Source organism: Rickettsia montanensis str. OSU 85-930 (assembly GCF_000284175.1).
Lineage (GTDB): Bacteria > Pseudomonadota > Alphaproteobacteria > Rickettsiales > Rickettsiaceae > Rickettsia > Rickettsia rickettsii.
Genome location: NC_017043.1, coordinates 604,651 through 623,958 on the forward strand (window position 1 = coordinate 604,651; position 19,308 = coordinate 623,958).

A 19,308-nucleotide genomic window follows, 5' to 3' on the forward strand; every position below is an offset into this window, starting at 1 on the left:
GGAATGACATCGTCTTAAACTAATTATACAGTTTAGTAAATTTCCTGCGATTGATCTTCCTTACTTGGTACATAATCAAAAATATCATTATTATCTTGATTATCAATCATATCTTCATTCTCAAACATCTGAACATTATTTACTTTAAATGCTTCTATAACTGTACCGCTTGGTGTAATTTTACCAGTTGCTCTATCTACGGCGATTAGCTTAATTGAATCTGGAACTTTGAAAGGCAGCGATGGCTCATCCTTATAAGCATTACTCATAAAATCAATAAAAATCGGTAATACTACGTTTGAACCTGTTGCTCTTTTTCCAAGCTCTTTCGGTGTATCATAGCCCACATAACTGCCGACTACTATTTTGGGTGTAAAACCTACAAACCATGTATCTTTACTATCGTTACTAGTACCGGTTTTTCCGCCGATAATTTTCCCTAACTTCTTCGCAGCATAACCGGTACCTCTATCTATTACTCCGGTTAAAAACGAAGTAATTTGATAATCACTAGCTTCATCCGTAACTCTATAGATATATTCTTTCGGCATTTCTAATATTGCGGTATCTAAATTACTATCCGAAACATTACAAGCAAGACATTCTCTATCATCTCGCCTATAAATAATTTTACCGTTACGATCTTTAATTAATTCTACAAAATGAGGCTCAACTTTTTTACCGCCGTTAGCAATAATTGCATAAGCATTAGTTATTCTGCTAAGTGTGGTTTCAATTGAACCAAGTACCATAGAGTAAACTTTTTTTGGTTCATTATTAATACCGAAACGCTTAATTATATCAACGATTTTTGTAAGTCCTACGGCAGTTGCAACTCTTACGGTTATAAGATTACGAGATTTTTCAAGACCAGTACGCATAGTGATTTCACCTAAAAACTTACCCTCATAATTTTTAGGACGCCAACTAGGCATCCCTGGACCTTGCGAAATCTCAATAGGTCCATCGTTAAAAATCTGATTCGGCTTAACACCATTTTCAAGAGCTGCTAAATAAACAAAGGTTTTACTCAAAGAACCGGGTTGACGAAGTGCTTGAGTTACTCTATCAAATTTACTTGTGGAAAAATCATAACCGCCGACGCTTGCAAGTACCTGTCCGGTATTTGGGTTCATAACCATAATAGCACCGTTTACTTCAGGAATCTGACGAAGAGCATACCCCTCTTTTATAGCCTCAACCACTATCACATCACCTTTTTTAAGCAAGGTCTTAACTGATTTAAGATTACTTCTTGCCCATTTCATTTCAGCAATAGGCATCTTAGATTTGCTGCCGTCTATAAGTCCAATCTCTACATGATTATCGGCTACATCTAGAACTACAGCTAATTTATACTCTAAAAGCGATGGAGGAGTCGGTAGTTTTTTTAGCTCTCCTTGCCAATTATCAAGAGAAATATTAGCTATAGGCTTTCTAAAACCACGCCTTCTATCAAACTCCCTTAGACCTTTTCTTAGAGAGTTTTCAGCTAATTGCTGCATCTTTGCATCTAAAGAAGTAATGATAGTAAGACCCCTGGTATAAAATTCTTCCTTACTATTTAACATCCTAATTACTTCTTCTCTGACCTGTGCAGCATAATAATCTGCCGTAACAGTTTCTTCTTTAGCTCGTTTACGTAAAACTATCGGGCTATCCATAGCTTCTTTCGCAGCGTCTCTTGTTATATAACCATCTTCAAACATACGTGCTATTACGTAATCACGACGAGCTTTTACTCTAGCATAGTTTCTCTCAGGATTAAGTTCGGAAGGGGCTTTAGGCAGTGCCGCAATAAAAGCTGATTCTGCAATAGTAAGTTCCTCTACGGATTTATTAAAATAATTTTGTGCAGCTGCTGCAACGCCGTATGCACCACGACCAAAAAATGTTTGATTAAGATATAATTCTAAAATTTGATCCTTAGTAAATACTCTTGAAATCATATAAGAAAGAATCGCTTCTTTAATCTTACGTTCAAGAGAAATTTCGTTAGTTAGCAGAAAATTTTTAACCACTTGCTGAGTAATGGTAGACGCTCCTTCCATACGCCTATGATGTAAATAATTCGATATGTTTAAAAATGCCGCTCTAACTATTCCAAGCAAATCAACGCCGGGATGGTTATAGAAATTCTTATCCTCAGCTGCAATAAAACTTTCTATTAGCGAACTCGGTACGCTATTAATCGGTACAAATACACGACGTTCAAAAGCGTACTCCTCCATTAATTTGCCGTCACGGGAATAAATACGCGTTACCGACGGTGGATAATAACGTGCAAGCTGTGAGTAATCAGGCAAATCACGTGAATAGTGGTATATTATATAAGCAGTAATCCCGCAACCTACTAAAATAAGGAAGGCAAAAATTTTTAAACAAAAAAGAAGAGATTTATGCATGACTTATAATATTTCGCCGGTTAAACTATTAAGTGAAGCCTTAGTAATTTTGACGTCAATGATTTTACCAAGTAAAGATTTATTAGGGTTTTGGATATATACGGACTGCATGTATGGAGTTTTACCTATTATCTGGTCGTCGAATTTACCATTACGATCAAATAGAACTTTCATAGTACTACCAACACAACTTGCATTAAAAGCTAGTTGCTGAGCCATGAGTTCTTGTTGTAATATAGTTAATCTCTCTGATTTTATATGTTCAGGTATTTGGTCGGTTCTAGTTGCACCAGGTGTGCCGGGACGTGGGCTATATTTAAACGAATAGCACTGACCGTATTTCACTCTGCGGACCAAATCTAACGTACCCTCAAAATCTTCATCTGTTTCACCGGGAAACCCGACAATAAAATCAGAGGATAAAACTATATCGGGCCTTGCTTCTCTTAAGCGATTAATTATATCAAAATAATATTCCCGAGCATGTTTGCGGTTCATGGCTTTTAATATTTTATTTGAACCTGACTGCACCGGTAGATGTAGAAACGGCATTAATTTAGGTTCGGTGCCGTGCAGTTTTATTAGATCATCATTCATATCTATCGGGTGTGAGGTGGTATAACGTAATCTCTCTAAATTGGGAATTTGTGCTAGATGTTTAAGTAAATCGGCTAGACTAAATATTTTATCTGCAGGACCTTTACCGTGATATGCATTGACATTTTGTCCAAGTAACATAATTTCTTTAGCACCGCTACTAACTACTTTTAGTGCTTCTCTGTAAACCTGCTCTACATTTCTTGAAAATTCAGCACCTCTAGTATAAGGTACTACGCAGAAAGTACAAAATTTATCGCACCCTTCCTGTACCGATATAAAGGCACTTGTTCCTTGTGGATATAATTGCTCAGGTAGCTGATCAAATTTTGCTTCTTCAACAAAATCAAGATCGATTAAGTGCTTTTCGTGTCTGACGACTTTTGAGATTAATTCCGGCAGGTTATAATAAGATTGCGGACCGACAACAATATCAACATAAGGAATTCTTGTAAAAATCTCCTCCCCTTCCGCCTGTGCAACACAACCGGCTACAACTATTATTGCAGAACTTAAACCTTGTTTTGTTCTGGTATCTTGTAGTTTCTTAATACGACCGAGTTCAGAATAAGTTTTTTCGGCTGCTTTCTCTCTGATATGACAAGTATTTAGAATAATAACATCTGCTTCTTCAATATTTTCAGTAGGTTCATAGCCAAAGGGATAAAGCAAATCCTGCATCTTAACGGAGTCATAAACATTCATCTGACACCCGTAGGTCTTAATATAAAGCTTCTTACTCATAATTTTTTATATATATCTTTAAACTAAAAGCCTAGTATACGAAGATCAACTTCAAAAAGAGCAAGGAGTTCACAAGGCAAGATGAGCTGCATATAACGTAATACGCGAGAACCGAAGCTCTTGTAGAACGACTCAGCCAATTTTTGCAGTTCATCGAATATACTATAAAAAGTTTTATATTATACTATATTTAATTAACTTTATCAATCTTTAAACTAAAACCTTGATGAGCATTGCTCAATAACTATAGATATCTTTAAAAGCACCCGTCATTGCGAGGAAAAACTGCAAGTCTTGACGAAGCAATCCAGTTAAAAATGCTAATATTTAGATTTTTATTATTTTTTTGCTTTTAGCTTTTTTATTTCTTCTATTGTAAGCTTAGTATATCGTGCTATTTTCTCTATAGGTTCGTTCTCTATTAGCATTTCTTTTGCAGTTTCAATTTGCTCTTTCTCTATGCCCTTCTCCATCCCGGCATTAAACTTTTCTTCAAACTTGTCTATTTCTTGTTGTATAGCCATTTCAGCTCTAAAATAATCATCATGCTCCTGTTCTGTCCATTTATATTGCTCTAAACTTGCATATGCCGATAACACAATAATTTCATTTTTAATCTCTTTTGGCGGTTCTTGTTCTTGCGAAGCATATTTTAATAAATGCAACCATTCATCGGTATCATCTTTAAGATCATTTTTTTAAACTTTCCTAGTTCAATAAATACATAAGTTAATGAAAACAAATATTGTTTATGGGTATTGCTTTCTTTTATATGATGATAGCTAATATACGGCAATTCATCAGGCAAAGCTTTTGCTCCTATGATAGAAATTATTACTACCGGCAATAAGTCCTTATGTTTCATACCCTTCTTAATTTGACTAACGTAGGTATAACAACCGTAAAGCTGCGTTCTATTAAGATAATCTTTCTCCATTTTACGCTGCATCTCGATTATATACCATCTACCGGTTTCATCTTTAACTTTTAGATCGAACAAACTTCTTTGCCCTTCAAGAAATAAAGGTAACTGTTCAGTAGTTATATAGCTTAAATCTATGATGCTATCTCCTTTCGATAACCTAAGAAGAGAGTTCAATAAATTTATTAATTTTACTTTATCGCTAAATAATTTTTTAAATGCGACATCATTTGTACCGTCTAAATATCTTTGCATAAATAATTATATCTTTGGTAAGTTTTTATATATAGCAAATTAACTTCAGGTAGTAAATTACTTTTACAATTTATTATCGGTAATAGGCTTCTTGCATAACCTCCTTCTAAAGGTAATTTGTACGTCAATCCGGTACTCGCATCCTCACGTACTTTTATGTACGCTGCAGTGCTGTGTTCCGTGCTTCCTTCAAATTCCTCTTTATAAGATAGGTTATGCAAGAAGCCTATTAATACCTATCATTATCATCATACACTCCCCAAATTACTTTCTTGGAAATCCAACCTGTGTAATCCTTACATGTAATTTGGCAGAATTGTTCTTTACATTTTTTTAAACTACAACGAACTTTTGGCATTAATTTTGCTATAACTCGGCTTTTAGGGTCTACGGATTTGGTAAGTTCTATTTCCTTATCAGAAGTAATAACTACTGATCTTTTACCTGATAAAACGCTTGAATGTATCCAACCACCTTCGCCGTTAATGTCACGTACTTGTCGCCATTGCTTGTACTCTGCAGTTATTTCTACCGGTTCGCCTTTTTTAACAAAAACCCATTCTACGGCAGATTTAGTAGTTGGTCCGCTCCTTGCATTTACTTCATTAGATTTTATTGAAACAAATCTCGGAATAGGCAATTTTTTATTATCGGCATTAATTGTTATTGATAATATTACAATAATTAAAGTAATAAGAATTTTAATCATTATCTTCCGCTTCAGATAAAGCATCCTCTTTTTTTGCTATTATATAATTACCAAGCCTAAATTGTACTTTTATTCTATTAATTTCCTGCTCGCTAATACCTATATCTTTTAGAACTGTTCCACCTATTTGTAATCCAGTCTCATAACTTTCCGGAATAATAGTTGTGGCACCTAAATCATAAAACTCTCTAGCATTTTTTAAATTTTTCAACTTAACGACAACCGGTATATCCTGATAATTACTACTAATTGTTTTAAGCGATTTCTTGATAGTTACTTGATTATTCATAGTAAGTATTATAGCGAATGCTCTTTCCGTACCTAATGCCTTTAGAGTATCGGCTTGCGATACATCACCTTTAAAAACCGGCAAACCGTTTGATAGCTCTTCTTTTACTCTATCATCATCTAAATCAAGTATTACGTAACTTATACCTTCCGCTTCCAAAACTCTTGCTACCATTTTACCGGTATTACCGAGCCCGGCAATAATAATATGATTTGTTAAATCTCTTGCCCCAAGCTCAATCATTTGAGTCGGAGTTTTACCAAGTCCTTTATCAACTTTCTCGGCAATCTTTTGCCCTAAAGCTGCGAGTAATGGAGTAAGTGCCATAGTAAAAGTAACTACGAGTAATAATATATCGGCAGTACTTTCTTCTAATACTCCACTATCTTTACCTAAACTGAATAATATAAAACCAAACTCTCCGCTTTGCGATAATAATAAGCCTGAATAAAAAGCAACTCCTTTATTAAAACCAAATAAAATACAAAAAGCCGTTATGATTAAGGTTTTTATACCTATTAAAGCAATAGATAAAGTAAGAATATGAGATATTTTTTCATACATTTCTAGGGCATCGATATTCATACCCACGGTCATGAAAAACAATCCTAAAAATAAACTTTTGAAAGGATAAATACTTTCCTCTGCCTGCAATCTAAATTCAGTTTCCGCAACTAATACTCCAGCAACAAATGCTCCTAGAGCTAAAGATAAACCAAATGTTTCGGTAGCCCAAGCAGCAGAAAGTACTATTAACAAAGTCATCGGAATAGGTAACTCGCTTGCATTATTACTTTCTGATGAAATGAATGAAAATACAGGACGAAGAAAAACACGACCGACAATAAATATTGTAAGTAAGGCCGTTACGGCTTTTAAGAGTGCAATACCAAGAGCCGCTGCAAGCGAGGCTTTATTGTTACCGGCAAGTAACGGAACTATCACAAGCAATGGCACTACGGCCAAATCTTGTAGTAACAGAATAGCTAAAGAAACTCTTCCTATTTGCGTTGATTGACTACGATTTTCCTCAATAACCTGCATAACAAGTGCCGTAGATGAAAGGGCCAGACCACCGCCGGTAATAATAGCCGCACTACTATTGCCGTCTATAAGCACCATTGCACCGGCAATTACTATAGCGGTTGTTAAAACTTGCAAACTACCGAGACCAAATACATATCGTCTCATAACTTTTAATCGCTCGAAGGATAACTCAAGTCCTATCGCAAATAATAGAAATACTACACCAAGTTCACCTAGTAACTTAGTTTGGTCATATGTTACGATTTTTAAACCGTGATCACCTATTGCAGCTCCGGCAATTAAGTAACCAAGTACCGGACTTAATCTAAGACGCTTAAGTATAGCCACGACAAAAACCGCAGTACCGAGTAAAATTATAACGTTAATAAGAATATGATCGTTCATCTTTTCCAAATTTCTTCTAACTTAAAATGCTCCCGTACTTCAGGATAAAAAATATTAATTAAAATAGTACCTGCATCTATTAGTACCCATTCTGATTTACCAAGCCCCTCAATATTAATATTTATACCAGCATTGTTTTTTAATTCTAAAGCTACATATTCAGCAATTGCTCCAACATTTTTAGTCGAACAACCGCTAGCAAATATAATATAATCGGCTAATTTATGTTTTCCTGTTAAATCAATTACCGCAATATCTTCTGCTTTTTTCTCACTTAAACATTCTAAGATAAATAATTTTAATTCTTCAGTTTCTTTTTTCATAATAATTAATAAATGACATAATAATATTAATTATTATATGCATAAGAGTCGATTTTATCAATGAATGTTTAAAATTCTATAATAAAAATTCATATAAAGCTTTACTTTAAGCAAAAAAACTTTAATTAATACTTATAATACTTAAATTAATATTGATAAAATAATGGCAATATCTGTAGAAGAGTTAGAAAAAATACTTAAAGAATCATTTCCGAACAGTACAATGAAAATTACTGATTTAGTAGGAGATCAAGACCATTATGCCTTAGAAATATCAGACGTTCAATTTAATGGACTTTCTTTAATTAATCAACATAAATTAGTAAAAAACGCCCTGTCTGAAATATTAAATCAAAAACTACATGCAATTACCATAAAAACTATCGCAGTTCCCGAAAAATAATTACAGATATTAATATAATAATCCTTATACAAATTCAATTGGTATTTTTTAGCTAAGTTCAGACTGTAATGCGCTCCGTACTCCATTCTACCCTTCTTAATTACTGCACCTACCCCTAAATCATATAGCATTTTAGTAGGTTTAGGTGCCGGTACCGGTAGAGGCTCATTAAGACCATTAAGATCTGCAACGATTGCCGGTGTTTTACCTTTGAAGTCGTAATTAATAAAGGCATGAATTTGCGGTCTAATTATGAATTCATCCTTATAGTAGGTTGTCTTAATTTCACCGCCGAGTATACCTTCAACCTTGTTATATTGACGTTTCTGAATAGTTAGGTTTTGGAAAGAAGTACCGTATTCCTGATAACCGGAATCTTTAATCTTAGTAAGCCTGATTCCTGCCATCGGTGCAAATGAAGTTTCTTTCCATAGATAATTATAACCCCCAACTACTTGATGACCGCTATAAGTAAGTTGAATGATACTTACCGTGTGCTGTTTCATAACCGCCTATGATATTACGTAGTTCATTAGTTTTAATATCACTTCGTGCGTGGTTACACCTTCTATAAATAGGTTATTTATAAAGTTATATAAACCGTATATAGAGCCCATATTAGTTCCGACCTTAGTAGTATTGCCGACTTTAGCATTTTGGTAACGTAACTTCGTATCGACTCTAGTATAAGCAGCACCAAGAACTATATTATCGTTTATAACGGTATCAACCCCGATTGAGCCACCGGTAGATTTAGCTTTATAACCGCTAAGTCCGTTAAAGGCTTTTTGTACTGCCTTACCGTAATATAGGCTAGCCCATATCCCGTAAATGGGATTATTAGCTTTACTTTCATCAAGTTCACAATCACCGCCTCCGACAACTGCACCTCTCTTACGTGATGTGGCATCTTCTGCTGCATGATTCATAGCGTTGTTATTTTCATCTTCTTCATCTTCAAGAGCCTTAATTCTCTCCCTTACTTTTTGATTACCGATACTAGTATTATCTTGTGCAGCATTAAAGCCGTCGTTCGCTTTAGCACGACTTATTCCGCTACCTGAGCTTCCACCGCTACTTGTACCTGCAGAATTATCTCGGCTACTACCTATAGCAGACATATCGCTACTGGAACTACTTCCCATGCCGTTACTATTATTAGCGGGAGGAACACCTGTTGCTTTAGGATTACCGCTATTACCGTATGGACTAATTCCGCTGTTGGTTACACCGCCTTTAGTTGTACCTCCCAAACTAGAACTGTTCCCTTGTGCTGAAGAGTTACCGCTATTAGCAGGAGCAATACCGGTTGCAGCAAGACTATTATAACTTGAGCCACCGGCACCACTCTGACCACTAGAAGCCGTTGATGGACTGTATACATCCGAACCGGAAGCTGGACTATTGTAGCTTGAACCACCTGTTGACGGACTGTTATAGCCCGTAGTACCTCCAAAACTACCGCCTCCCCCGGTTGATAACTGGTTAGCGCCTACGTTTGAGGTTGGAGTCATTACGACCGAAGCACTCGGACCGTAAGGATTGCCTCCGACATTAGCAGGACCATTACCCGTAGCTCCGCCCGTTACAGGACCATTAGGACCAAAGCCTCCTCCACCTGTACCAGGACCGCTTGGAGCTACAACAGCTGGACCATCCGGATTAAATACTCCACCTGTGATACTGCCACCAGTAATATTACTGCTTGTAGTACCAACATTACCCGGACCATTAGGACCAAAACCACCGGTACCAACTGATGGGTTACCGCTGCCTGTACCAATATTACCTCCTATAGTTCCTCCTGTACCAGGTCTGTTAGGACCAAATCCGCCTGTGCCTGTAACCAGAGTAGTCGGAGTATTATATCCTGCCGGATTGCTAGGTGTTACGTCGTAGCCGCCCGGAGTGGTAGGCGGAACAATATATTGTTAACTACACTACCGCTAGTTGGTGGCGGCTGTAGAGTGTTAAAACCTCCAACACTCGGACCGACGGAAGGAGCCCATTGGGGTAATAAGCGAAGTAGTTATTCTATGTATTTCATTTGAAGGTCTTTGAATTATAGGTAATAGATGTTCAACTACTTCTCGTCTTTGCCCTACAGGAGTATTTATTAAAATTTTGATGACATTATCTATTGTTACATCTCCTGTTGGTTCTATCGGTAAAAGTACAAAGGAATTACCTGTAATTTGCCATCTAACAAAACCACCTTCATTAGCGGTTACATTAAACGGTAAGCTTGCAGCATTACCGACTATGATATTACCTCCTGCCGTGGTGATGATAGGATAAGCACTACCCTGCCCAATAGCAGACGGACTATTTTGTGCAGTTAAAAATACTTTAATTGAAGAAACATTTGATAAATCAAAGGTACTACCGCTTGCGAGTACTATATTACCGCTATTAGCGTTGCCTGTTTGCCCTGCATTTATAGTATCATAGAAGACATTTATAATAAGCTCACCGGTAGGAGTAGCAGAGCCTGTATAAGTAACTTTATTATTACCAAGATCGAAAGTTATATTACTTCCTGAGATATTGCCCCCGACATTTACGTTAGTATTATCACAGGTAAACATCATTGTTGCTTGATCGGCAATTTATAGTATTTGCTCCTAAATCCGATGCAATAAAAGCGGTTTTCTTCGGTGCAAAAGTAATAGCATTAGTGCCTGTTACCGCTTTTTGTAACCATACATCATCATCGAATTTATGACTACCGCAGTTAATCGGTGCTTGTACAAGTGCAGCATTAGTGTATTCCGCTGAAGAGTTGCTGCTGCTCCCTTTGAAGTTCTCTGAAACGATTTTTGTTTTGTAATTAAATTTTGTTGTTGCTCTTGGCACTTTAACACCGCCGACCGTGGCTGACGGAATTTCTAAACTTCTACTGTTATAACCGGTAAATACTGCTGATTTACCGGCATCAATAGTACTATCTTTAGCATAGGTATCCCCTTTTACCGTACCTTTATTACTACTGAACTAGTTTAAGGTTTAAATTCTCACCACCTAAATCATCGGTAAAACCACTATTAGCGTTAAATATTGCCGTACCTTGATTATTAGTCTTGGTTGTTATACTCGAGTAAAAATCTTCGCTATCGATTGTGATTTTACTGTCTACACCGTTGAACTGAACGGTTTTAAGGTAATTTGAGTCTGAACCTGCCGAACCACTACCGCTAGCTCCAGTTGTTAAATCATTTGATATTGCAAGAGTATGGATTTTATTACCTGTGGTCATAATTGACTCATTTATTATACTTGTATTATTAAGACTTAAAGTTGCAGACTGGGCAGTAGTAAATGAAATCGAGCCTGTTTTCACGGTACCTTAAATTGTAACATCACCCCCGTCTATTTGAACTATATCGACCATTCCTTTAGTACCTATACTACCGGAATAAGTAATAGGTAATAGCGGTAGATTCAAAAATTACCACGTTACCCTCAGGATTTATAGCTAAAGCAAAAGGAGAAAAGCTTGATCCTTCAGAAATATCTAAACTATTCGTTGTTCCCTTAAATTTTATGTCGCCACCATTTATTAATATTACATAGCCTGCATTAATACCTCAATACCTCCGGTACAATTTAATACATCACCGCTAATAGTTATATCACTAACTTTTGAAGTACTGCTACCTATAGCTCCACTAACGCCGCTTGGGCCGGTAAACATTAAATCCACAGCTTTACCGCCTGTGATGTTAATACCACAGGTTAAATTAGTTGCTTGAGTAAACACTATATTACCCGTGCCGGTTCCTTGGATTTCAGCAATTGACATATTACCGCCGGCGTTAATATATAGCAGGAATTGCTGGCACATCTGCACTAAAATCATTTACTTCGCCAAGGGTTACAAATGAACCTGGTACATATGCTCCTCCGCCAAAAGCACTACCATCAGCTACTGAGCCACCCCCTACTGTTACGATTCGGTTAGCAGTACCAAGGGCACTAGTGCTAGTAAGCATCAATGCCGCAGTTGATGCAAACATGCCTTTTTTTATTAAATTTTTTATCGTTGACTTGACATAATATCTCCTAAATTTGGGCTTAATTTTTCTAACTTATGATTTTGTTCTATAAATAACATATTACTTAATTAAATACTAAAATATCTATAAAAAATACTTATAAATAAGGTATTTTCTATATAGAAAAAGTAACTTATGATTACTTTTTCTTGTTTAAAATAAATTAAACTTTATGTACTTTTATAGAAATTCGGTAAATCGTATATAAAACTTAAGAAATACAATGGTAAAACCTATCTATTTTAGCTTCTTAGTAAAAACCGCAAAACTTTATTAATTTTTGTACCTCTTATGTCATCCCGCAACTTGATTGCGGGATCTCAGGACACAGTCTGTTATACAAGATCGGGGTCAAGTCACGGTATGACAGCAAAAAAGACTGGATTCCAGCTCCCGCGGGTATGACATAAGGACCATACAACAAAGCCGCAGGACTGACACAATGACGCTTAGAACCTAACAAAACCACTTTTTCTAGGTAAAATCTACAAATTTTTACATAAACAAATTGATTTGCTACGAATAATAGAGTATATAGTATAGACATAATTAATTATCGGGGCGTAGCGCAGCCTGGTAGCGCATCTGGTTTGGGACCAGAGGGTCGGGAGTTCGAATCTCTCCGCCCCGACCATAAAAACATAAATTATAATGTCAAAAGACGACCTAATTCAGTTTACAGGTACAGTACTTGAACTTTTACCTAATGCTACTTTCAGAGTAAAGCTTGAGAATGATCATGTAATTATTGCTCATACTTCCGGTAGGATGCGTAAAAATCGTATCAGAATATTACTAGGAGATAAAGTTACGGTAGAAATGACTCCTTATGATTTAACTAAGGGGCGTGTGGTTCATCGTCACTAGTCTTTATAAGTATGAAGCAGAACAGAAAAAACCTACCGATTATATTAGCATCAAGCTCTCCTGCAAGAATTGAGTTACTAAACAGAATCAAAATTATCCCTTCACAAATTATTCCGGCAGATATAGAAGAAACACCTAATTTGCGTGAATTACCCGCTCCCTTAGCCATAAGACTTGCTTACGAAAAAGCTATAAAAATTGCATCTCAAATAGAGGAATCAGCTATAATTATAGCTGCCGATACCGTAGCGGCAGTAGGTAGAAGAATATTGCCGAAAGCTACTACTTATGAAGAAGTCAAGAATTGTATTAAGATGTTATCCGGGCGTCGTCATCGTGTCTATACCGGCTTATGTATTATCAAAAAAGAGAATGATCAGCTTACAGTTAGACAAAAAATAGTTCAGACTATTGTTAAGTTCAAAAAATTAAGTGATGAAGAGATTAATTTTTATTGTTCTTTGGATGAGGGAATAGACAAAGCCGGCGGATGTAAAATTTCCGGTTATGCAGAAGCTTTTATCTCATTTATTTCCGGCTCATATTCAAATGTTATGGGATTACCTTTATTTGAAACAGTAAATGCTCTAACTTCTTTAGGTTTTAGATGTTCAAGTGTCATTCCTGCAAAAATGAATCATTGTCATGCCGCGACTTGATCGCGGAATCTAGTTAAAAATACTAAAATTATTAATATAATAATTTGTTTTTCTAGACCCCGTGGTCAAGCCACGGGGTGACATTAAATGTTTTTGGATTCCTGCGATCCACGCACATAAATTACCTAGCTACTTAATTCCCAGGCTCATCCAAATGACTTCTCTCATAATTTTCATGACGCTCTTGAGCTTCAATACATAATGCAGCAATAGGTCGTGCTTCTAATCTTTTTATACCTATTGGGTTGCCTGTTTCTTCACAGTAACCGTATTCCCCATTTTTAATACGTGATAATGCTTCTTCTATTTTACTCATTAATTTACAATATCTATTTCTACTACGAAGTTCAAAAGCTCTTTCTGTTTCATGAGTAGCACAATCGTTAAGATCGGATTCTTTTAAATTTTCTTCCTTTAAATGATTTAAAGTCTCTTGAGATTCCTTTAATAAATCCTCTTTCCATCTTAAAAGTTTTTGTCTAAAATATTCTAGGTGATTAGGACACATATATTCTTCATCTTTAGAAGGTTTATATCCCATAGGTAATTTAGGTGTTTCTAGCATATTAATATCTCAATATTAGCTTTAATATATTATGTTTATAAGGTTTTTAAAAGTATTTCTAGCATATTAATATCTCAATATTAGCTTTAATATATTATGTTTATAAGATTTTTAAAAGTATTTCTAGCATATTAATATCTCAATATTAGCTTTAATATATTATGTTTATAAGATTTTTAAAAGTATTTCTAGCATGTTAATATCTCAATATTAGCTTTAATATATTATGTTTATAAGATTTTTAAAAGTATTTCTAGCATATTAATATCTCAATATTAGCTTTAATATATTATGTTTATAAGATTTTTAAAAGTATTTCTAGCATGTTAATATCTCAATATTAGCTTTAATATATTATGTTTATAAGATTTTTAAAAGTATTTCTAGCATGTTAATATCTCAATATTAGCTTTAATATATTATGCTTATAAGATTTTTAAAAGTATTTCTAGCATGTTAATATCTCAATATTAGCTTTAATATATTATGTTTATAAGATTTTTAAAAGTATTTCTAGCATGTTAATATCTCAATATTAGCTTTAATATATTATGTTTATAAGATTTTTAAAAGTATTTCTAGCATGTTAATATCTCAATATTAGCTTTAATATATTATGCTTATAAGATTTTTAAAAGTATTTCTAGCATGTTAATATCTCAATATTAGCTTTAATATATTATGTTTATAAGATTTTTAAAATAATATATAACTTAAAATTAACGCAAGAAGATTATGAATATTAATATATTTTATTTTTTAATTGGATATGCGGTAGTATATGCAGCTTCTAAATGCTTTATACTTGTTTTAGTATAGTTTTGTGTAGTAGATAGACTTTTATGACCTAATAGCTCTTGAATAGAGCGTAAATCTGCACCATGCTCAAGCAAATGTGAAGCAAAACTATGTCTAAATGAATGAGCAGTGAAATGCTGCGGTAAACCATAAAAATGCTTTAATTTAATTAATTCACGATTAAATACCGGTGGCTGCAATTTCTTACCCTGCTTTCCTCTAAATATGGGTTCATTATCACCTAACTTATACGGCAATATTTCTAAATATTGGGTAATTAAATTTTTAGCAATCGGTAACCACGGAATTATTCTTTCTTTACTACCTTTACCTATTATTCTTATAAATTCTAGATTTTGTAGATGAAGTTTCGTAATTGATAATGCTTCCGATATACGTAGACCTGAAGCATATATAAGAACAAGTAGGGCTTTATTTCTAAGTTCTACCCACTTAACATTCCCGTATTCTTCAATATGTTCAAGTGATATTACTACATCATCTTCCGATAAAGCTTTTGGTAACAATTTAGTCTTTTTAGGAGATTTTATAGAAAAAATTATATGACTATTTAATTGTGTTGTTTTCTCTAAAAACCTATAAAAATTTTTTACTGCAGATAAACCACGTGAAATTGAAGAAGTGGTAAAATTATCACAGTTACGTTTTGCAAGCCAACTTCGGATTAATCTTATATCTGCGGTTTTAATATGATTTATCGTTACAAGCTCTGAATTATAATAATTCATAAACTCAAGGAAATGCTTAAGGTCATTATTATAAGAAATTACTGTATGATTAGAGTAATTTCTTTGCAAAACGAGGTATTTTTGCCACTTATTTATTAATGCTTGAATTGATGTATCTAACATTTATAAAAACTTAACTATTTTTAATATTATTCTTAATGCTAACAATTATTGACTCATAATTTTATAAATGTTAGCATGAACTGAGGGTTTATGTACATATACGTAACCTATAAAACACAAAAAATTTTTTAAGTAAAAAATTTAATTTATTTTAGGAGAATGAATAATGTGAAATAATACACAATTTTTAGATTTAATGAAATCCTATATGAATCCAGAATTTTATATGAGTTCTATGCAAAATATCCCTAGTGGAGATCTTGCATCTATCACAAATACAATGCAAAGAGCTATGAGTGTTCTTTTAATAACTAACCAAATTGCTACAGAAAGCATGCAATCTTTGCTTAAGAAAAATTCCGAAATTATACAAAATAATGTTAATACTATTTTGAATACTACTAAAGAAGCAGCAACTTCTAAAGATTTCAAACAAGCTAGTGAATGTCATCAAAAATGTTTAAAATCTATTTATGAAACATCTATGGATAATGCTAAGGAATTAGCAAGTATTGCTTATGAGTTTTCAACCAAAATATTAGAAGCCGCAAATTAAGTACATTGCCGAAAATGTTCATCATGCTTCTAATAATACGCAAAATATGGCAGAACAAGTACAAAAAAAACTTCAACAAGAAATCTGCTTAATTTTCAACCTCATGAGCTAAGCGACTGAAGACGTTGTTGCATGGAAGAAAAATGCGTTTGATGTCATTCCCGCGCAAGCGGGAATCCAGAAAAAAGCGAAATTATTTGAGCTTTTAATATAAAAAATTAAATATATTTATATCTTTTAGCTACTGGATTCCTGCTTTCGCAGGAATGACATAGTGGAAATCTCCTCTCAGTTGCTCGCCTTTCTGTTTAACCAATTTTGTAAATAAGATTCTGCTAGCTCCTGATCTTCTATAATAATTACATTTTCAGCATTACGTTTATCAGCAGCAGCCGTGAAATTAAAAGAACCGGTTATTACTTTCTTTTTATCAATAATTATAACTTTATTATGAGCGATTCCTGGTACTTTATCTATACCTACATCAATTTTTGCTTGTTGTAATTCATGTAATTTAGAAAATTTTTGCTTTAAATTACTACGATCAAGCAATATTCTAACCTTTACTCCTCGCGCTTGTGCATTAATAAGTGCAGTAGTAATTAACTCATCGCTCATACCGTATGCCTGCATATAAATAGATTCTTCAGCTTTATCTATCTGATTGGCTATAAACTTAGTACAACCGGCAGGCGGAGTAAAACATGTACTAACTTTACTTCTTGAAAGCTCTGAAATATTGTAATGCTTTATTTGCAGAGCAGGTAAAGCTAATGATTTTTGACTTATTAGATTAGTAAAATAATCCGGATTCTGTCCATAAATACCTAAAGCAATTCCCAAGATAAAGGCAGTAGATATTTCTATAAATTTATTATTTCTTCTCTTCATGACTTATTTATATTTTAGACGTTGCATAGATCGACTTTTCCATCATTGCGAGGAAAATTACAAAGTAATTGACGAAGCAATCTCATGAGATTGCCACGCAGCCTATGGCTGCTCGCAATGACGATTTAGTATCCCCACAAACAAAACCTACTTCCTTACGTAACTTCCTGGAGCTTCTTCAATAGCCTCTAGATTCTGATAATCTAAAGAATCTACTAGCTTATTATCATTATTTTTTATAAGCCAATTAAGCCAATAATTCCACCATGAGCCTTTATATTCCGTAGCTTTCATAAGCCACTCATGACTACTTAAACTTAAGTCGTCATTAAGCCAATAATTATATTTAGCACTAGCGGGAGGGTTAACTACACCTGCTACATGCCCTGGATCTGTGAGACAAAAAATCTTATGTCCGTTTAATAATTTTACTCCCATCATATATTGAACGCCATGGAGCTATATGATCTTCTTTTGCGGCTACGAAAAAAGAGTTACAATCAACTTTTCCAAGATCTATTTTTGTTCCGAGTACCTCTAAATTATTAGACTCTTTTACAAGTTATTGCAATATGTATTTTATATTCCTCATACATTTTTGCCGGCAAGTTAGTAGAATCCGCATTCCAATATAGCAAATCAAAAGGCATCGGTTTTTTACCGAGTAAGTAATTATTGACAAAAAACGTCCAAATTAAATCATTAGCCCTTAGTAAACTAAAGCTATTTGATAAATATTACCCATCAAAATAGCCTTTTAGTTTTATATCTTCCTTAATGTAGTTAATCGTAGCTTCATTAAAAAATAAGCTCGCCGGGATGAGTATAATCAAGCAAAGTAGTAAAGAAAGTAGCACTATGAACGGAATCTATTTTTTTTGCTTTGAAGTAGGCAATAATTATAGCAAGGAATGTACCTCCCATGCAATATCCGACAAAATAAATTTTCTTAAAACCAAGATTTCTAACATACTCAAAAGGTACTAAAATACCGTCTTTTAAATAATCCTCGAAGCCTTTTTCCGATAGAGAGATATCAGGATTAACCCATGAAATAAGAAAAACTTGAAAATTATTTTCTACTAAGAAAGATACTAAAGAATTATGCGGAGATAAATTGAGTATATAATATTTATTTTGGCGGAATAATAAATATCGGAATCTTATGAACTTTCTCTTTCGGCCCATAACATATTACTTTTCCTTTTGTCGCCGCAATATTTTTACCGAGTTTAAAAGCAGATTTATCGGTAGTTTTAATATTTAATATATCACCTGAACTTTTTATATCTCTTAAGAAATTTTCTAGCCCTTGTACTAAATTTTGCCCGCCGCTTTCTAATGTCTCATGCAAAACTTTTGGATTACAAAAAGCAAAATTTGAAGGTGAAAACGCATCGATAAAATGTTTAGTTGCAAACTCTAAATGTTGCTTGAGATCATTTAACAGCTCATACTGTTCTATATTCTTCTTAAGCCACTCGCTAGATAGTAAATAATATTGTTTAACAAAGTCAAAATAAGCATTATCCTCCCATGAAGAATCTTGAAATCTTTTATCTCGATTATCCGGAGAAAATACAGCTTTTGCCGGACTACCGACAAACTTTGCAAAGCTATTCGCTGTAAGCTCTCTTAACTTATCAATATATTCAATATTAAGCTGACAAAATTTTCAGGATTTGCCCAAAATTGTTCTACCATTAAAAAGAGGCTATAATTCTGTTTTTATCAATATCAATTAGGCTCCTAGGGATCATACTCCCCCTACCTTGCATGAAATGCGAAATAAGCTCTTGATATTTATCGGCAATTTCTTTGAAATTATTAATTATCGTCTCGTACGGGATATTATACATGTTTAGTTCCAAGATATTGCAAAAAATTAACAATTAATATAAACAGTAGACGAAGTTTAATTTGGAAAAGAGCAAGGCGTTTCATATTTTTGGACCACAGCGTACATG

At 34.2% G+C, this 19,308-nt stretch carries 22 protein-coding genes, 1 tRNA gene and 3 pseudogenes; 6 read left to right on the plus strand and 20 right to left on the minus strand.

The window, feature by feature from the left end:
* Positions 1–32: 32 nt before the first annotated feature.
* The 8 genes and pseudogenes from MCI_RS03310 to rsfS form a co-directional block, all read right to left on the minus strand.
* Entirely contained in the window at positions 33–2,405 is a 2,373-nt protein-coding gene (locus tag MCI_RS03310; protein WP_014409650.1) for a penicillin-binding protein 1A, read from the minus strand.
* A 3-nt stretch (positions 2,406–2,408) separates the two neighbouring features.
* Positions 2,409–3,746 carry a tRNA (N6-isopentenyl adenosine(37)-C2)-methylthiotransferase MiaB gene (gene miaB, locus MCI_RS03315; protein WP_014409651.1) on the minus strand — a complete coding sequence of 446 codons (1,338 nt, stop codon included), beginning with the start codon at positions 3,744–3,746 and terminating at the stop codon, positions 2,409–2,411.
* Between the two features lie 338 nt (positions 3,747–4,084).
* Entirely contained in the window at positions 4,085–4,411 is a 327-nt protein-coding gene (locus MCI_RS09740; protein ID WP_041404108.1) for a hypothetical protein, read from the minus strand.
* A complete protein-coding gene (locus tag MCI_RS09745) occupies positions 4,399–4,923 on the minus strand; it encodes an Rpn family recombination-promoting nuclease/putative transposase (RefSeq protein ID WP_232202727.1) in 525 nt (174 codons plus the stop codon). Before MCI_RS09745 ends, MCI_RS09740 begins: the two co-directional genes overlap by 13 nt.
* A gap of 80 nt (positions 4,924–5,003) precedes the next feature.
* Positions 5,004–5,153 (minus strand): annotated as a pseudogene (locus MCI_RS10635) (palindromic element RPE1 domain-containing protein); the annotation flags it as partial.
* Positions 5,153–5,632, minus strand: a complete 480-nt coding sequence (locus MCI_RS03335) for an SH3 domain-containing protein (RefSeq protein WP_014409653.1) — start codon at positions 5,630–5,632, stop codon at positions 5,153–5,155. The gene MCI_RS03335 and the pseudogene MCI_RS10635, both read right to left, overlap by 1 nt.
* Positions 5,625–7,352 (minus strand): cation:proton antiporter, encoded by a 1,728-nt coding sequence (locus MCI_RS03340; RefSeq protein ID WP_014409654.1) that lies wholly within the window; start codon positions 7,350–7,352, stop codon positions 5,625–5,627. The genes MCI_RS03335 and MCI_RS03340 overlap by 8 nt, the downstream gene beginning before the upstream one ends.
* Positions 7,349–7,675 carry a ribosome silencing factor gene (rsfS, locus tag MCI_RS03345; RefSeq protein WP_014409655.1) on the minus strand — a complete coding sequence of 109 codons (327 nt, stop codon included), beginning with the start codon at positions 7,673–7,675 and terminating at the stop codon, positions 7,349–7,351. The genes MCI_RS03340 and rsfS overlap by 4 nt, the downstream gene beginning before the upstream one ends.
* Before the next feature lie 163 nt (positions 7,676–7,838).
* Here rsfS and MCI_RS03350 point away from each other — a divergent pair, with 163 nt between their 5' ends.
* Complete coding sequence (locus MCI_RS03350; RefSeq protein ID WP_014409656.1) at positions 7,839–8,078, plus strand: BolA/IbaG family iron-sulfur metabolism protein; 240 nt, start codon at positions 7,839–7,841, stop codon at positions 8,076–8,078.
* Here the strand turns inward: MCI_RS03350 and MCI_RS10505 are convergent.
* Positions 8,027–9,592 (minus strand): annotated as a pseudogene (locus tag MCI_RS10505) (autotransporter outer membrane beta-barrel domain-containing protein). The gene MCI_RS03350 and the pseudogene MCI_RS10505 sit on opposite strands and share 52 nt — an antisense overlap.
* Positions 9,593–9,779: 187 nt before the next feature.
* Between MCI_RS10505 and MCI_RS10510 the strand changes: the two are divergent.
* The gene (locus MCI_RS10510) at positions 9,780–9,977 is read left to right on the plus strand and encodes a hypothetical protein (RefSeq protein WP_041404200.1); all 198 of its coding nucleotides are present in this window, start codon (positions 9,780–9,782) and stop codon (positions 9,975–9,977) included.
* A 71-nt stretch (positions 9,978–10,048) separates the two neighbouring features.
* Here MCI_RS10510 and MCI_RS03370 read toward each other — a convergent pair whose 3' ends face one another.
* The 5 genes from MCI_RS03370 to MCI_RS03390 form a co-directional block, all read right to left on the minus strand.
* Entirely contained in the window at positions 10,049–10,669 is a 621-nt protein-coding gene (locus MCI_RS03370) for a hypothetical protein (protein ID WP_232202730.1), read from the minus strand.
* A complete protein-coding gene (locus tag MCI_RS03375; protein WP_041404109.1) occupies positions 10,653–10,934 on the minus strand; it encodes a hypothetical protein in 282 nt (93 codons plus the stop codon). Before MCI_RS03375 ends, MCI_RS03370 begins: the two co-directional genes overlap by 17 nt.
* A gap of 130 nt (positions 10,935–11,064) precedes the next feature.
* A complete protein-coding gene (locus tag MCI_RS03380; RefSeq protein WP_041404110.1) occupies positions 11,065–11,418 on the minus strand; it encodes a hypothetical protein in 354 nt (117 codons plus the stop codon).
* 225 nt (positions 11,419–11,643) lie between these two features.
* Complete coding sequence (locus tag MCI_RS03385) at positions 11,644–11,880, minus strand: hypothetical protein (protein ID WP_232202731.1); 237 nt, start codon at positions 11,878–11,880, stop codon at positions 11,644–11,646.
* 13 nt (positions 11,881–11,893) lie between these two features.
* Positions 11,894–12,070, minus strand: a complete 177-nt coding sequence (locus tag MCI_RS03390) for a hypothetical protein (protein ID WP_041404202.1) — start codon at positions 12,068–12,070, stop codon at positions 11,894–11,896.
* 620 nt (positions 12,071–12,690) lie between these two features.
* Between MCI_RS03390 and MCI_RS03395 the strand changes: the two genes are divergently transcribed.
* The 3 genes from MCI_RS03395 (at position 12,691) to MCI_RS03405 (ending at position 13,659) form a co-directional block, all read left to right on the plus strand.
* A tRNA-Pro gene (locus tag MCI_RS03395) sits at positions 12,691–12,767 on the plus strand.
* A 17-nt stretch (positions 12,768–12,784) separates the two neighbouring features.
* Positions 12,785–13,000 carry a translation initiation factor IF-1 gene (gene infA, locus MCI_RS03400; RefSeq protein WP_014409660.1) on the plus strand — a complete coding sequence of 72 codons (216 nt, stop codon included), beginning with the start codon at positions 12,785–12,787 and terminating at the stop codon, positions 12,998–13,000.
* Between the two features lie 11 nt (positions 13,001–13,011).
* Positions 13,012–13,659, plus strand: a complete 648-nt coding sequence (locus tag MCI_RS03405; RefSeq protein ID WP_014409661.1) for a Maf family protein — start codon at positions 13,012–13,014, stop codon at positions 13,657–13,659.
* 133 nt (positions 13,660–13,792) lie between these two features.
* On the opposite strand, the gene dksA is transcribed toward MCI_RS03405, so the two are convergent.
* Positions 13,793–14,224 (minus strand): RNA polymerase-binding protein DksA, encoded by a 432-nt coding sequence (gene dksA, locus MCI_RS03410; protein ID WP_014409662.1) that lies wholly within the window; start codon positions 14,222–14,224, stop codon positions 13,793–13,795.
* Positions 14,225–14,976: 752 nt separating this feature from the next.
* Positions 14,977–15,894: a tyrosine recombinase XerC gene (locus MCI_RS03415; protein WP_014409663.1), complete on the minus strand. Its 918-nt coding sequence runs from the start codon at positions 15,892–15,894 to the stop codon at positions 14,977–14,979.
* 208 nt (positions 15,895–16,102) lie between these two features.
* Here MCI_RS03415 and MCI_RS06990 point away from each other — a divergent pair.
* Positions 16,103–16,542, plus strand: a pseudogene (locus MCI_RS06990) (phasin family protein).
* Between the two features lie 196 nt (positions 16,543–16,738).
* Here MCI_RS06990 and pld read toward each other — a convergent pair.
* The 4 genes from pld to MCI_RS09775 all read right to left on the minus strand — a co-directional run bounded on the left by pld (position 16,739) and on the right by MCI_RS09775 (position 18,998).
* On the minus strand, positions 16,739–17,341 hold the full coding sequence (gene pld / locus MCI_RS03425; RefSeq protein ID WP_014409665.1) for a phospholipase D: 603 nt from the start codon (positions 17,339–17,341) through the stop codon (positions 16,739–16,741).
* Positions 17,342–17,488: 147 nt separating this feature from the next.
* A complete protein-coding gene (locus MCI_RS09765; protein ID WP_232202733.1) occupies positions 17,489–17,782 on the minus strand; it encodes a hypothetical protein in 294 nt (97 codons plus the stop codon).
* A gap of 357 nt (positions 17,783–18,139) precedes the next feature.
* Positions 18,140–18,529 carry an alpha/beta fold hydrolase gene (locus MCI_RS09770; RefSeq protein ID WP_232202734.1) on the minus strand — a complete coding sequence of 130 codons (390 nt, stop codon included), beginning with the start codon at positions 18,527–18,529 and terminating at the stop codon, positions 18,140–18,142.
* Positions 18,474–18,998 carry a hypothetical protein gene (locus tag MCI_RS09775; RefSeq protein WP_332248939.1) on the minus strand — a complete coding sequence of 175 codons (525 nt, stop codon included), beginning with the start codon at positions 18,996–18,998 and terminating at the stop codon, positions 18,474–18,476. Before MCI_RS09775 ends, MCI_RS09770 begins: the two co-directional genes overlap by 56 nt.
* Positions 18,999–19,308 lie beyond the last annotated feature (310 nt).